Source organism: Microtetraspora malaysiensis, assembly GCF_050947145.1.
Taxonomy (GTDB): domain Bacteria; phylum Actinomycetota; class Actinomycetes; order Streptosporangiales; family Streptosporangiaceae; genus Microtetraspora_A; species Microtetraspora_A malaysiensis.
Genome location: NZ_CP191998.1, coordinates 505310 through 518460, shown reverse-complemented (window position 1 = coordinate 518460; position 13151 = coordinate 505310). Strand labels below are relative to the sequence as shown.

At 68.2% G+C, this 13151-nt stretch carries 14 protein-coding genes; 9 read left to right on the top strand and 5 right to left on the bottom strand.

Translation table 11 applies throughout. The features are described from left to right. Window positions 1–41 precede the first annotated feature (41 nt). The gene (locus ACQP1V_RS02570) at window positions 42–509 is read right to left on the bottom strand and encodes an SgcJ/EcaC family oxidoreductase (RefSeq protein WP_433418454.1); all 468 of its coding nucleotides are present in this window, start codon (window positions 507–509) and stop codon (window positions 42–44) included. 92 nt (window positions 510–601) lie between these two features. Between ACQP1V_RS02570 and ACQP1V_RS02565 the strand changes: the two genes are divergently transcribed. Further along, entirely contained in the window at window positions 602–1054 is a 453-nt protein-coding gene (locus ACQP1V_RS02565; RefSeq protein ID WP_067136184.1) for a MarR family winged helix-turn-helix transcriptional regulator, read from the top strand. A gap of 565 nt (window positions 1055–1619) precedes the next feature. Here ACQP1V_RS02565 and ACQP1V_RS02560 read toward each other — a convergent pair. Both ACQP1V_RS02560 and ACQP1V_RS02555 read right to left on the bottom strand, forming a co-directional pair. Then, the gene (locus ACQP1V_RS02560; RefSeq protein ID WP_433418452.1) at window positions 1620–1940 is read right to left on the bottom strand and encodes a hypothetical protein; all 321 of its coding nucleotides are present in this window, start codon (window positions 1938–1940) and stop codon (window positions 1620–1622) included. Window positions 1941–2494: 554 nt separating this feature from the next. Further along, entirely contained in the window at window positions 2495–3061 is a 567-nt protein-coding gene (locus tag ACQP1V_RS02555; protein ID WP_433221248.1) for a TetR family transcriptional regulator, read from the bottom strand. A 93-nt stretch (window positions 3062–3154) separates the two neighbouring features. Here ACQP1V_RS02555 and ACQP1V_RS02550 point away from each other — a divergent pair, with 93 nt between their 5' ends. The 5 genes from ACQP1V_RS02550 (at window position 3155) to ACQP1V_RS02530 (ending at window position 7836) form a co-directional block, all read left to right on the top strand. Next, complete coding sequence (locus tag ACQP1V_RS02550; protein ID WP_433418450.1) at window positions 3155–5086, top strand: fumarylacetoacetate hydrolase family protein; 1932 nt, start codon at window positions 3155–3157, stop codon at window positions 5084–5086. After that, window positions 5083–5706 carry a DUF2867 domain-containing protein gene (locus ACQP1V_RS02545; protein ID WP_433418448.1) on the top strand — a complete coding sequence of 208 codons (624 nt, stop codon included), beginning with the start codon at window positions 5083–5085 and terminating at the stop codon, window positions 5704–5706. The genes ACQP1V_RS02550 and ACQP1V_RS02545 overlap by 4 nt, the downstream gene beginning before the upstream one ends. After that, window positions 5703–6155 (top strand): DUF6463 family protein, encoded by a 453-nt coding sequence (locus tag ACQP1V_RS02540; protein ID WP_433418446.1) that lies wholly within the window; start codon window positions 5703–5705, stop codon window positions 6153–6155. Before ACQP1V_RS02545 ends, ACQP1V_RS02540 begins: the two co-directional genes overlap by 4 nt. A gap of 292 nt (window positions 6156–6447) precedes the next feature. Beyond that, on the top strand, window positions 6448–7155 hold the full coding sequence (locus ACQP1V_RS02535) for a ubiquinone/menaquinone biosynthesis methyltransferase (protein WP_433418444.1): 708 nt from the start codon (window positions 6448–6450) through the stop codon (window positions 7153–7155). A gap of 150 nt (window positions 7156–7305) precedes the next feature. Then, complete coding sequence (locus ACQP1V_RS02530) at window positions 7306–7836, top strand: DUF6463 family protein (protein ID WP_433418442.1); 531 nt, start codon at window positions 7306–7308, stop codon at window positions 7834–7836. Here ACQP1V_RS02530 and ACQP1V_RS02525 read toward each other — a convergent pair. Further along, the gene (locus ACQP1V_RS02525; protein WP_433418441.1) at window positions 7817–8758 is read right to left on the bottom strand and encodes a quinone oxidoreductase family protein; all 942 of its coding nucleotides are present in this window, start codon (window positions 8756–8758) and stop codon (window positions 7817–7819) included. The two genes, ACQP1V_RS02530 and ACQP1V_RS02525, sit on opposite strands and share 20 nt — an antisense overlap. A gap of 96 nt (window positions 8759–8854) precedes the next feature. Between ACQP1V_RS02525 and ACQP1V_RS02520 the strand changes: the two genes are divergently transcribed. Continuing rightward, on the top strand, window positions 8855–9727 hold the full coding sequence (locus ACQP1V_RS02520; protein ID WP_433418439.1) for a LysR family transcriptional regulator: 873 nt from the start codon (window positions 8855–8857) through the stop codon (window positions 9725–9727). A gap of 56 nt (window positions 9728–9783) precedes the next feature. Here ACQP1V_RS02520 and ACQP1V_RS02515 read toward each other — a convergent pair whose 3' ends face one another. Further along, window positions 9784–10344, bottom strand: coding sequence for a copper chaperone PCu(A)C (locus tag ACQP1V_RS02515; RefSeq protein ID WP_433418437.1), 561 nt, complete (start codon window positions 10342–10344; stop codon window positions 9784–9786). A 638-nt stretch (window positions 10345–10982) separates the two neighbouring features. Here ACQP1V_RS02515 and ACQP1V_RS02510 point away from each other — a divergent pair. Then, a complete protein-coding gene (locus ACQP1V_RS02510) occupies window positions 10983–12395 on the top strand; it encodes a sigma-70 family RNA polymerase sigma factor (RefSeq protein WP_433418435.1) in 1413 nt (470 codons plus the stop codon). Window positions 12396–12520: 125 nt separating this feature from the next. Further along, complete coding sequence (locus ACQP1V_RS02505) at window positions 12521–13111, top strand: dihydrofolate reductase family protein (protein WP_067136162.1); 591 nt, start codon at window positions 12521–12523, stop codon at window positions 13109–13111. The last annotated feature ends 40 nt before the right edge of the window (window positions 13112–13151 follow it).

Here is a 13151-nt window from a genome sequence, read left to right as displayed (position 1 = left end):
GGCCACAGGAGGTCCTTCGGTCCGGTGGGCCTGGGAGGTGCTCAGGCGGCGGCGGGCCTGGTGGCGGGCTGAGCCTTGAAGGAGAAGGCCTCCATGAGGGCCTTGTGCTTGGTGTTCTGGAAGGCGGCGACCTTCCATTCGCCGTTCGCCTGGCGAACCAGGGTGTAGGTCTGGATCTTGTGGAGCTTGCCGGCCTTGCCCTTGTGGACGTCGCCGCGGGTGATGACCAGGGCGGTGCCGGGGCCGGTGAAGCGGATGCTGATGATCTCGCTGGCGAGCTGGGTGCCCTTGAGGAAGCTGTCGAACAGGGCCTGATGGGCGGTGCCGATCTCGGTGCCGCCGATGTAGAGGGTGCCGACGTAGGTGATGTAGGTGGCGTCGTCGGTGAACTCGGCGCCGTAGGCGGCTCCGTCCCCGGCCTTCCAGGCGGCGGTGAGGCGGTCCAGCACGGCGGTGACGGCGGCGGTGTCGGCGGTGTCGGCGGTGTGAGCGGTGGTGGAGATGTTCATGGCGCGCACCCTCTCATGGTAGCTTCGTTTGAGCATTTACTGCGTTGAAGATTTCTCTTCGCTAAGGAAGAGATTAGAGAAGAGGGGAAGACATGTCAACGCCCGAGAACGCGGGAGTGGCGTACCGGCGCTACCTCAGCGCCCTGATGCTGCACGGGCACGCCGGAGCCAAGGCCGTCGGCCTGGGCGCGACCGACCTGTACGCGTTGAACATCCTGGGACTGGGCGGCTCGATGACCCCCGGCGAGCTCGGCCGCCGCACCGGCCTGACCACCGGGCCCACCACCCGGCTGATCGACCGCCTGGAGCAGGCGGGTTACGTGCGCCGCGTCCCCGATCCGGACGACCGTCGCAAGATCATCGTCGAGCTTGTCGCCCGGCCCACCGGCCTCGACGAGGTCCTGGCCCCGGCCCGCCAGAAGATCGGCGCCATCGTCCAGGGCTACTCGCCCGAGCAACAGGCCGTCCTCTTCGACTACTTCGCCCGCGCCGCCGACGCCTATCTGGAAGCCACCACCGAACTCCACGACAAGCGGGCCCTCTGACAGGAGCAGTACCGAAGAGGAGGCGCCCACCCGGCGGTCCCGCCCTGTTGATCACGCGGGTACTCGCGGACGTGGACCGGACGTCTCCACGGTTCCGGGCTGTGGAATCCCGGCGGCCCGGCCGGGAACGGCTTCCGAGATCTCCATCTCGGAAGCCGACGTGGAATCGGGGACGCCGGGGCGGCGATTCCGGCGCCCGCTCCTACGGGACGGGGCACACCGGGGCAGCCGAACGGCAAGCGATAAGCGCTCTTTTCATCCGTAGATTAAACGTCCGCCCTATGTGTCCCGGGCGAGGACGATTTCCGGAGAAAGAACGGTCCGGCCGAATGTTTTTCCCGCACCCGCCGGGAGTCCTCATATTTCCGCCACGGAGATGACCGCCGCAATCGGGGCGGGATTTCACGCGCTCAGCGGTGGTTCGACCGGCCCGGCCCCATGATTCCCGTAACTTCTCATCACGCTCTGCGAGCGAGAAACCAAACCGACAAAGGCAGCGCCGCCTACGCCCCTCTTTTGCCGGGTAGGGCGGCGCACTCCGCCGTCATCCGACCGGCGGGCCAGGCTATTCGACGCACTTCGCGCCGGCCGCCTCGGCCTCCTTGTTCTCCTCGCCAAGGCCCTTGATGTCGTCCACCGACGCGACGGAGCCGTCGAGGTAGCCCTGGACACTGCCCTGGTCACCGTACTTGATCACCGCATCCGCGAGGCAGGCCAGCGTCTTCTCAGGGACGTCCTTGAGATCCGGGTCACTCGCCTTGATCTTCGCGACGAGTGCGGCCTTGTCGATGCCGCCCCCACCGCCGTCTCCGCCACAGGCGGAGAGGCCGAGGGCGAGCGTCATCGCCGCAAGGCCCAGCACGGACGAGCGGAGAACGTCTGTCATGCGCATAGCAAAACCTTTCATAGGAGGTAGGACCATTCGGTGGACCGATACGAATAATTCGAGAGCGGAATGACGTATGCCACATCCGCAAACATCGCTTCGGAACCGCGAGTACGGTCGACAAATCGCGGGGCTCCCGGACATATGCGCGGTCCAGCACGCGATGTTTCCGCTGGGGCGGTACGAACGGTGGATAGCGTAGCGGACCCGGATGCGGCGAAATGCCAGACTAGATGTACCCAAGTGTCAATGAGTGTCCGGTATATCTCCTATGCGGCGATTTACCGAGAGTAATTAATAATGGTCACCGGCACGGAGGGGGTGGTGATACGTCAGGCAAATCGTCCGAAATATCCTGGCGATAACCCAGGCTCCAACAAAGTGGAAGTTTGTCCGATTTGGCGCGCGCGTTGTCGCGCCGACGTCGCCCGGGTACCTGCGGCGACGTTCCAGCGCGGCGTTCCCTGGGGCCGGTACGGGATGGAGAGTGACCGACCCGGCCAAGATTCCGGCCCGGGGTGCCGCGAGCCGGAGAGCCGGCAACGGCGTCCGGCCTACTTGAGGCCCTCCGGCAGCAGGACACGGAGCGTGGCGTGGACGGCGTCCAGGTCCACCGCCTCGGGGGCGACCCGCCATTGGGCGTGGACACCGATGAGTGCACCCACCAGCACTACCGCGAAGGCCTCCGGGACGGTGCCCGCAGGCAACGCCTCCTCCGATATCCGGGCCTGCACCGCCTCCCGGAGCGCCGCATGGAGCCGCGCGTAGTGCTCGCGGATCGGCGAGTCACCCTCCACCGCCTCGGCGAGCAGGGTGATGAACAAGCGCGTGACCGGTAGGCGGATGAAGCCCATGACCTGGTCCAGCGGATCGCTGGAGCGTTCCTCCGCAGGCGAGGCGGACATGGTCAGCACGACCTGGATCTGGTCGTCGATCACCGCTTCCAGCAGGCCCAGTTTGTTGCCGAAGTGCCACGGGATGGAGCCACGGCTGATGCCGGCCTTGTCGGCGATGTCGATGAAGCTCGTCTGCCGGTATCCCTTCTCGGCGAAGAGCTCGGCGGCGGCTGTCACCAGCAGTCGGCGGCTCTCCTCGGTCCTCTGGATACGTCGCGTGGCCATGCGACCCATCAAACCAGGTGTGCCCAATAACAGAGCAAATGCTGATTGATATAGCCTATGTCGCCCAACATAGAACAGTTGAGGAGGTTCTCCATGCGTTGGGTGACCTACGCGACGAACACCGGCGACCGCGTCGGAGTGATCGGAGAGGACCGGATCCATCCCGTCGCGCCGGGCGTCAGCTTGCTCGATCTCATCGGCCGTGGCGCGGAAGAGCTGCGTACGACGGGAGAGGCGGCGTTGGCGTCGTCGGCGCGGACGGTCCCGCTGGCCGAGGCCAGGCTGCGCCCGCCGATCCCGCGTCCGCCCTCGATCCGCGACTGCCTGTGCTTCCTGGATCACATGCGCAACTGCCAGCAGGCCGCCGGTCAGCCGCGCACGCTCAAGGACGCCTGGTACCGGATCCCGGCCTTCTACTTCGCCTGCCCCTCGACGATCGCCGGCCCGTACGACGATGTGACGATCTCGCCGGGCAGCGCCTGGTTCGACTTCGAACTGGAGATCGCCGCGGTCATCGGCCCGGGCGGCCGGGACCTCACGCCGGAACAGGCCGAGGAACGCATCATCGGCTACACCATCTACAACGACTGGTCGGCGCGGGACCTGCAGCTGCGCGAGACGCCGCTGGCGATCGGCCAGGCCAAGGGCAAGGACGGCGCGACCACGTTCGGCCCGTTCCTGGTCACCCCGGACGAGCTGGAGCCCCACCGCCGCGACGGCAGGCTCGCCCTGCGGGTCGAGGCCGCCGTCAACGGCGAAATCATCGGCTCAGGCTCTACCAAAACCATGGACTGGAGCTTCGGCGAGGTCATCTCCTACGCCTCGCGGGGCGTGGACCTGATGCCCGGCGACGTGTTCGGCTCGGGCACGGTGCCCGGCTGCTGCCTCATCGAGCACCTGTCCCTCGCCGATCCGTCCGCGTTCCCCGGCTGGTTGCGGGACGGCGACGTCGTCGAACTGACGGTCGAGGGGCTGGGCCGCACCCGCCAGACCGTCCGCGCGTCCGCCGCGCCGTACCCGCTGACGCCCCGGCACAACCCCGACCGGCGGCCGCCACGCCCGCGCGTCAACAGCGCCCCGTCGAAGCTGCCCTACACGCGCGGCCTGCACGAGATCGGCTCGGGCGTGTGGGCCTGGCTGCTGCCCGACGGCGGGTACGGCTTGAGCAACGCCGGACTCGTCACGGGCGAGGGCGCCTCCCTCCTGGTGGACACCCTGTTCGACCTGCCACTGACCGCCGAGATGCTCGACGCCATGCGCGAGATCACCGATCGGCACCCGCTCACCCACGCCGCGATCACCCACTCCAACGGCGACCACACGCACGGCAACCAGCTGCTGGGCGAGCACGTCACGATCATCTCTGCGGAGGCCACCTGCGCGGAGATGCGGCATGAGATGCCTCCTGAGATGCTGACCGCCACCCAGGTCATGGACATCGGCCTGGCGACCTCCTACTTCCGCGAACGCTTCGACGCCTTCGATTTCAGCGGCATCCGCCTGCGGCTGCCCAGCCTGACCTACGACAGGGAGCTCACCCTGGACGTCGGCGGACGCGAGGTGCGCCTGATGAACCTCGGCCCCGCCCACACCAGCGCCGACACGGTCGTGCATGTGCCGGACGCGGGTGTGCTCTTCGCGGGCGATCTGCTGTTCATCGGCTGCACCCCGATCGTGTGGAGCGGCCCGATCGCCAACTGGATCGCCGCCTGCGACGCGATGATCGCCACCGGCGCCCACACGATCGTCCCCGGCCACGGCCCGATCACCGACCCCGACGGGATCCGCGCGGTGCGCGGCTACCTCACCCACGTGGTCGAGCAGGCGGACGCCGCCCACGCCCGCGGCCTGTCCTTCCCCGAGGCGATCAGGACGGTGGATCTGGATGAGTACGGCACCTGGCTGGACGCCGAACGGATCGTGGTCAACCTGCACCGGCGCTACCGCGAACTCGACCCCGCCACCACACCTCATCTGGACCAGATGACGCTGATGGCCATGATGGCCGAGAAGGCGCTCGCGTGAGACTGCCGAAGACCGCGCACACCTCCCGCCCGTGGCGCGTCCACGAATTCACGAGTGACTTCGCGATCGAGGATGTGTGGTCGTTCCGCACACCCGGAGCCGGGCCTGACGACTTCCCCGCGATGCTCGCGGCGATGCGAGCCGCCGACGGGCTCGCGCAGCAACCCTGGCCGGCGCGGTTCCTGTTCGCCCTCCGGTGGAAGATCGGCGCCCTCCTCGGGTGGGACAGGCCGTCAGCGGGCATCGGCGCGCGGGTCACCTCGCTCCGCGACCGCCTACCCGGCGACGTCCGGGACGCTCCCCGCGGACCGGACAGCAAGGCCATGCCCCTCAAAGCGGTCTACGAGCTCGACACGGAGTCCGTTCGCGAGCTGGCGAACACGACCGTGCACACCCTGATGCATCTCGGCTGGGTTCAAGGCGCGAACGGCGACTACGAGCTGCGGATGGCCGTCCTCGTCAAGCCCAACGGGCTGTTCGGCCGGCTCTACCTGGCCGCCATCGCGCCTTTCCGGTACCTCATCGTCTACCCGGCCCTGACCCGGCGATGGGAGCGAGCCTGGCTCGTCCGCGACCACGACCACGTGGAGGCCGAGCACGACGAAGGGACGTCACTGTGAACGCCAGAAAGCGGATGCTCCGCTGGGCGAGCGGGATCATGCTCGTGCTGGGAGCGGGGCACCTGTCCTTGGTGGCGCTAATCGCCTGGAAGGACATCACCGGCTGGGTTGACCGGGGGATGTGGGCGGCCGTCCCGCTCCTGCCCACGGAGGGCGCCGTGCAGACGGTGGAGTCCCTTCAAAACAAGTTCGCCTTCTGGGCCGCGCCGGGAAGCTTCGCCGTGCCGTTGATTCTCCTGGGTTGCCTGACATGGCACCTCGCCGGCCGCGGGGTGGCGGTGCCCGCCGGAATCGGCTGGGGCCTCGCGGCATGGTGTGTGCTGGGCGGCGTCCTTCTTGTGCCGTCCCCGTTCTTCGCCGGGGCGATCTCCGGGGCACTCATCATCTTGGCAGCGCGGCACGAAGACCGGACGGAAGCGGCCCGAGAGCAGGAGATGGACCTGGCGTAATTCGCACCCGCCGGTGGCGGCGGAAAGTACGGCGGTAAAATGACCTCCGCAAGCCGGGCCGGAACGCCGGTCTAGTGCAGTCGGGTCGGCAAACGGGACATGTATATGCCCGTTGTATTTCCCGGCCTTCTGCTCTTCGGATTGCGACCGCCGGTGGGCTCAGCGCTGATCGGGCTCTTTATTGTTGCAGTCATGGCCGGTCCGGACGTGGCCGGAATCGACTCCAGAGCGAGTCGCCACCTCGCCCGGACCGAGTCGACGGTGAGCATTCCTGATAGAGGAGGTCTTAGAGGTGACAAATAACCGCACGCCTCGCGGCAAAGGCTCCGAAGTACACGGGATCTTCGAAAAGATCGCCGGGTACTACGATCGGATGAATTTCGTCATGACGCTCGGCCGCCATGAACGATGGTGCCGCGAGGTGGCCGCACGTGTCGCACCGGCGGCGGGCGGACAGCTCATGGACTTGGCCACCGGGACAGGTGTGATCGCCTTGGAGGCGGCACGGAGGTACCCTGCCGCCACCGTGACGGGCGTCGACTTCTCGGAAGAGATGCTGAATCGCGCAAAGGCCAAGCCCGGGGCCGACGCGGTTCGATGGCGGCACGCGGACGCGGCCAGCCTGCCGTTCGAGAACGAGTCTTTCGACGGGATCACCGAGGGCTATCTTCTCAGGAACGTCGAAGACCTGGACGGAGTGCTCCGCGAGCAATACCGAGTTCTTAAGCCCGGCGGCCGGATTGTGATCCTCGAAACGTGCCCCCCGAGCGGCCCGGTGAAGCCGGTCGTGGATTGGGGAGTTCGCGTATTTGTTCCGCTGCTGGGACAGGTTGTGGCCCGCGACCGGTCGTCCTACAGCTATCTTGAATCCAGCACGCTCGCCTTCAAATCACCGCAACATATCGCCAGAATTCTGAGTGGACTCGGTTTCAAGAACATCGGGTGGCGCAAGAAGTTCTTCGGTACGAACGTCATACTGTGGGCCACCAAGCCGAGATGACGGTGCTGGCCCGCCTGACCAAAACGGGGCCGCTTTCCTTCCCCACGCGACCGTAGGGCACCGCACCTGTACGGCATTCCCCGGAGGGAGGGAGCGGCATCCCCCTTACGGGGGAGCACGCCGAACCGCCGCCGAGAAAGGCTGGCGACCATGGACATCACATCCACGGTCTCCCCATCTGCAGTGGCCACGCCCCCGAGCCGGCTCACCATCTGGGCCGGCCGGAGCCTGATCTTCATCGCCCTGGCGCACACCGCCGTGTTCGCCCCCTTCGTACCCTGGTCCAGCTGGCTCGCCGGGGACCTCCGCAACGGTGCCGCGGACGATGAGTCGTTGGCACTGTTCTGGGCGCTTCCCGGTGGATTCGTCGTGGTGCTGGCGCTGCTAGGGATACTCCTGGCGCGGGTGGGACGGCAGGGACAACACGTTCCCGGGTATTTCGGCTGGGCGATCCTCGCCTGGGGCGCGCTGGGCGTAGGACTGATCGGAATGAGCGGTTTCATTTCCGCGATCATCCCTGCCGGGCTGCTCATCGCGGCGAACATCACCGCCAAGCGCAAGAGCCGATATCCGGTGAACCGCCTGCTGGCGCGGCACACCGCAGGCGACCGGAGGCCAACGCATCCCATGGACCGAGGTGCCTGGTGGCCGCGCCCCACGCTCAACGATTGCGCAGGATGACCTTCCCGACCGTACGTCGGGCCGCCAGGTCCGCCAGGGCAAGACCGGCCTGCGCGAGCTCGTACTCTCCGCCGGTCAGCGGACGCAGCCGACCGGCGGCGGCGAGCTCGATCAGTTCCGCCAGCGGTGCGTCGGCGGCGCTCCCGGGCAGGTTCAGGTGGGCGCCGAGCCAGTAGCCGCCGATCGCGATGTTGCGCTCGCTGAACAGGCCGGGATCGACCGGCTTCGGATCGACGCCGCCCGAGGTCCCGTAAGCGATCAGGCGGCCGAACGGAGCGAGCGCGTAGGGCGCGGCGTCGAACACCGCCCCGCCCACGGCGTCCAGGACGATATCCACCTGAGAGCCCCCGTTGGCCTCGATCACCCGCTCGGCGTAACCGTCCGCGGCGCCGTCGACCGCCGCATCCGCACCGAGGCCCAGCACCACCTCACGCTTCTCTTCGGTGGACGCCGTACCGATCACCCGCCCGGCTCCGAACTCCTTCGCCAGCTGCACCGCCAGGTGGCCCACCCCACCGGCCGCGGCGTTGACCACGACGGTCTCACCGGATGCGATCCGCGCCGCCGTACGCAGGAGATGCCACGCGGTCATGCCTTGGACCAGCAGCGCCAGCGCGGCGCCGGCGGGCAGCTCCTCCGGGATCTCCACCATCTCCTTCGCCAGCGCTTTCGTCGCGAAGGCGCGGCCCGCGAAGGCGAGCACCCGGCGACCGTCCGCGGTGCGGCCCACCACCTCGCTGCCCGGCACGAACGGGAGCTTGGGCGGCAGGTACGAACCGTCGAGCCGCTTGAGGTCGGCGAAATTGAGCCCGGCGGCCTCGACATCCACCAGGGTCTCGCCGGGGCCCGGCACCGGGTCGGGCACTTCGGCCAGGGTCAGCACCTCGGGACCGCCAAGCCGTTCGGCATGCATCACTCTCATGCACGCCACGCTAGGACCGGCGCCGAAGGCCGGCGAGCGGGTGGCGTTTCTGCATTGCGCGGAATGTATGAAGGTCCTTCATACGTTGTCGCCGCCGTGAACGATCTGACCGCGGCCGAACTGCGCGTGCTCGTCGCCGTGGACGGTGCGGGCAGCGTGTCGGCGGCAGGGGCTCGGCTGGGGCTCACCCAGTCGGCGGTCTCGCACGCCCTGCGCGCCGCCGAACGGAAGATGGGGGCCGTGCTGTTCCACCGAGGACGCGGCGGCGCCCACGCCACCGCGGCGGGGGAGGTCGCGGTCGGCCATGCCCGGCGCGTCCTGCGGCTCATGGAGGTCATGAAGACCGACACGCGCACCGCCGCCTCCGGCGGGGCCACCGGGACCATCCGGCTGGCCGCCTTCCGCAGCGCCGCCTTCCACCTGCTGCCGAGAGTGCTGGTGCGGTTCGGGCGGCGCCACCCTCAGGTCACCGTCGATGTGCGCATCGTGCCTGACTTGGGCAGAGGCATCGCCGGCGAGGTGGCCGACGGACGGGCCGACGTGGGCGTCGTCTCGCTGCCGGTGTATGTTGACGGGCTGGTCAGCAGGGAGCTGTACGCCGAGCCGTACGTCCTGGCCTATCCGGCGGGGCATCCGGATCCGCGCTCGCTGCCCATGATCGACTGGCATGAGAACTGCTCAGGCGAGACCCGGCGCTGGCTGGCCGGGCAAGAGTGGATTCCGCCTGGCGACATCACGGTCGAGGACGACGGCGTCGTCATGTCGATGGTCGGCCACGGGCTCGGCGCGGCGATCGTGCCACGGCTGTCGACGGTGGGCGCGCCGCCCAAGGTCGCCACAACTGAGCTCGGTGACGGCGCCCCGCTGCGCCGGGTGGGCTACGTGACCACCCGGGAACTGGCAGGGTCGGCGCTGATCGGCGACCTGCTCGGCGAACTGCGTACCCTGCGAGCGCCCACGAGCGGCTGAGGGAGCGCCTCGCGCCGGGTCGAGGAGCAGTGCCTCAGCATCCGCGGGGCGACGGCTCAGCTGGGCGTGGGTGATCCGGCTCCATGTGACAACGGCAGTACCGGAATGCGCAGGGTGAGAGTGCCCGCGGTGGGAAAGCGGAAGGTGACGTCGATCGGGGTCGCGCCAAGCGGCCGGTGGATGCGGATCAGCTCCAGGTGCGGGCGATCATGGCCCTCCTGGAGCGAGAGGGTCCCATGCGGAGGGATCGTCACATGGATGGGCTTTGGGGCGGCGGCCGGGCCTGAGCGGTAGACGACCTCGTCGGCGTGTACGGTGCTGACGCCGTCAAGGGTCTGGGGCCGGTCGCTGTTGTTGACCAGGGTCAGGTACAGGCCCAGGTTGTCGCCGGCTTTCTGCTGGTCCATCGGTGGGGCGAGGATGTGGACGTGGATCAGTCGCATGGGCCCGACCTGCCCGTCGACCAGGGCGTTACGGCTCCGGGCACGATGTTCCCGCTCGGCGGGTTCACGGGCGGTGCAGGCCAGGAGCGTCAGCAGCAGGCAGGCCGCCAGCAGGACGTTCCATGTCGCTGCTCGCGCGATACCGGCTCCTGCTTCCTTTCGTGACATTCTCATAGCGCTCCCGTGGTCGGATGGGTGAAGTCCCGGGGGCTGCACTTACCAGGCTGTTCGGTGAGTGGGTCACCAGAATGCGCCTCGCCCGCCCATCGGGTGGACGAAGTTTGGGAGCGCATTTCCAGCGGGGTTGATTATCAAGGGCCTGGAGCCGATGGCCGCCGCACGTCCCCGGGCGACGCGGAAAATCGGGAGCGACGCCACAGGGAAAGGCTATCAGCGCTGGCCAGGGCCACCCGGGCTGCTCGACGACCGACGCATATTGGAAACCGACGTTTAATCATGGCTTTCCATCAGTCCAATGGTCGCCGCTTTGCGCTCTATGACCAGAGCCGGATTTCCGCCCATCTCCGCGATGCGCTTTCTTGCCATAAGGAGTACGTCACCGCGCGATGCCGGCATGGCCGTCAGCGGCCGGCGAGCTCGGAGAAGATCCCCACCGGTTCAGGCCGGCCGAACGGGCCGACATGGGGTGCCGCGACGCTTCGCACGTCCGTCAAACCCGAACGCGGTCATGAGGCGCGGCGGGCCTGAAACGTCTCGGCGAAAGCCCGTAACGTATTACCGGCGATCCAGTGCTTGCCGGAGGCGAGGGTTGATCGTAACGCCGACCAGCGTGACGTAATGGGGTGCGGAGAATGTCTGAGGACGTGTGCCGTAGCTGCGGCAAGTCGTTGCCGGGCCGGACCGGCAAACCGGGTCGATCGTTGGTGTACTGCTCGGCCGCGTGCCGGCAGAAGGCGCACCGGTCGCGGCAGGCCGCACCGGGAGAGCAGGCGGTGCGGGAGCTGATCGCCGAGGTCCAGCGGCGGGTCCAGCTGCTGGTTCCGCAACCGCCGGAGGTGTTCTACTCCGAGCTGACGACACTGTCGTCCTCGATCGGCAGGTTGCGCCGCATCGCCCGGAGCGCACGTGACGCCGCCCGGATCGCCGTGGTCGAGCGAAGGCCGCGGACGGCCGTTGAAATCGTCACGCCGGAATCGGTGACGAAATCGGCGACCGAATCCGGACCGCGCATCCGGCCGGACGAGGAGCAGGCCGCCGCGGCTCTCTCCGCCGTTCGTTCGGGAAACGATTCGATGTTCGCCCACGTGGTCGAGCCGTACCGGCCGGAGCTGCAGGTGCACTGCTACCGGATGGTCGGCTCCTACGACGACGCCGAGGACCTCGTGCAGGAGACGTTCCTGCGGGCCTGGCGCAAACGCGGCGGCTTCGAGGGGCGTTCCACCGTGCGCGCGTGGCTGTATCGGATCGCCACCAACGCCTGCCTCGACTTTCTGCGGCGGCACACGCGCCGGCCGCGGCACTACGAGGCGCTGCCGGGGATGGAGCATGGCAGCGGGGAGCCTCCCGCGCGTGTCACCTGGCTGCAGCCGTACCCCGACCGGCTCCTGGACGGGGTGGTCTCGGATGAGATCGGGCCGGACGCGGCGGTGGTGTCCAAGGAGACGATCGAGCTGGTGTTCCTGACCGCGATCCAGCATCTGCCGCCCCGCCAGCGTGCGGTACTGATCCTGCGGGACGTGCTCGGCTGGCCGGCCACCGAGACGGCGGAACTGCTGGAGCTCTCCGTCCCGGCGGTGAACAGCGCGCTGCAACGGGCCCGGCCGACGATGCGCAAGCGTCTCCCCGAACGCCGTACGGATTGGGCGGCCTCGGAGACGCTCAGCCGGGAGGAACGCGCGATCGTGCACCGCTACATGGCGGCCGCCGAACAGGCCGACATCAGCGTGATGGCGGAGCTGCTCAGCGAGGACGCGCGGCTGACGATGCCGCCGAACCCGCTGTGGTTCGTGGGCCGTGACGCGATCCTGTCCTTCGTCGCGCCGGCGTTCGATTCCGGCTCGCCTCAGTACCTCGGACGCTGGCGGCACCTGCCGACCCGAGCCAACGGGCAGCCGGCCATGGCCGGCTACGTGCAGCGGCCGGGCACCACGGTCTACCGCGCGCAGAACCTCGACGTGATCCGGATCGCCGACGGGAAGATCGTGGAAATCACCACGTTCGAACCTCACCTGCTCCCCGCGTTCGGCCTGCCGCTGAAGCTTTGAGGTACGCCACAGCGGCCGGCGCGACATCGGACCGATGAGTTCTCCGGACCGGATGCGTCTCAACGTTCGACAATCGCCCGCGGCGAGCACCCGTGACCCGCGGCAGGTAAGAACGGAGAGACACCATGGCCACGGTAATCGCGAACATGTCGATGTCGCTGGACGGCTTCGTCGCCCACCCCTCCAGTGGGGCGGACCGGCTGTTCGGCTGGTACTTCAACGGCGACGTCGCCGTCCCGACGGCCGTCCCGGAGTACACCTTCCAGATGTCCGAGGCGAGCGCGGCTCTGTTGCGCGACGCGACCACCAAGGTCGGCGCGCTGGTCTCCGGCCGCCGAACCTTCGACGACGCGAAGGGCTGGGGCGGCAAGCACCCGATGGGCGCCCCGGTCTTCGTCGTCACTCACACGGTGCCGGACGGCTGGCCGCAGGACGACACGTCCATCATCTTCGTCACGGACGGCGTCGAGAGCGCCGTCGAGAAGGCGAAGGCCGTCGCCGGCGAAAAGATCGTCGCGGTCGCCAGCGCCGACATCACCCAGCAGTGTCTCAACGCGGGCCTGCTGGACGAGGTTCACGTGGACCTGGTGCCCGTGTTCCTCGGTGCAGGCATCCGCTTCTTCGACAACCTCGACGACGTCATCGAACTGGAGGACCCGGTGACCGTCGAAGGGCGCGGCGTGACGCACCTGCGTTACCGGCTCAAGTCCCGCTGAGCGGCCCCGGATGGGAGGTCCTGCCCGCTCACGACTTCGG

Excerpts from the sequence above, each read along its gene's own strand:
- ACQP1V_RS02570 (WP_433418454.1), bottom strand. The coding sequence starts at position 509 with ATGAACATCTCCACCACCGCTCACACCGCCGACACCGCCGACACCGCC.
- ACQP1V_RS02565 (WP_067136184.1), top strand. The coding sequence starts at position 602 with ATGTCAACGCCCGAGAACGCGGGAGTGGCGTACCGGCGCTACCTCAGC.
- ACQP1V_RS02560 (WP_433418452.1), bottom strand. The coding sequence starts at position 1,940 with ATGACAGACGTTCTCCGCTCGTCCGTGCTGGGCCTTGCGGCGATGACG.
- ACQP1V_RS02555 (WP_433221248.1), bottom strand. The coding sequence starts at position 3,061 with ATGGCCACGCGACGTATCCAGAGGACCGAGGAGAGCCGCCGACTGCTG.
- ACQP1V_RS02550 (WP_433418450.1), top strand. The coding sequence starts at position 3,155 with ATGCGTTGGGTGACCTACGCGACGAACACCGGCGACCGCGTCGGAGTG.
- ACQP1V_RS02530 (WP_433418442.1), top strand. The coding sequence starts at position 7,306 with ATGGACATCACATCCACGGTCTCCCCATCTGCAGTGGCCACGCCCCCG.
- ACQP1V_RS02525 (WP_433418441.1), bottom strand. The coding sequence starts at position 8,758 with ATGAGAGTGATGCATGCCGAACGGCTTGGCGGTCCCGAGGTGCTGACC.
- ACQP1V_RS02515 (WP_433418437.1), bottom strand. The coding sequence starts at position 10,344 with ATGAGAATGTCACGAAAGGAAGCAGGAGCCGGTATCGCGCGAGCAGCG.
- ACQP1V_RS02510 (WP_433418435.1), top strand. The coding sequence starts at position 10,983 with ATGTCTGAGGACGTGTGCCGTAGCTGCGGCAAGTCGTTGCCGGGCCGG.
- ACQP1V_RS02505 (WP_067136162.1), top strand. The coding sequence starts at position 12,521 with ATGGCCACGGTAATCGCGAACATGTCGATGTCGCTGGACGGCTTCGTC.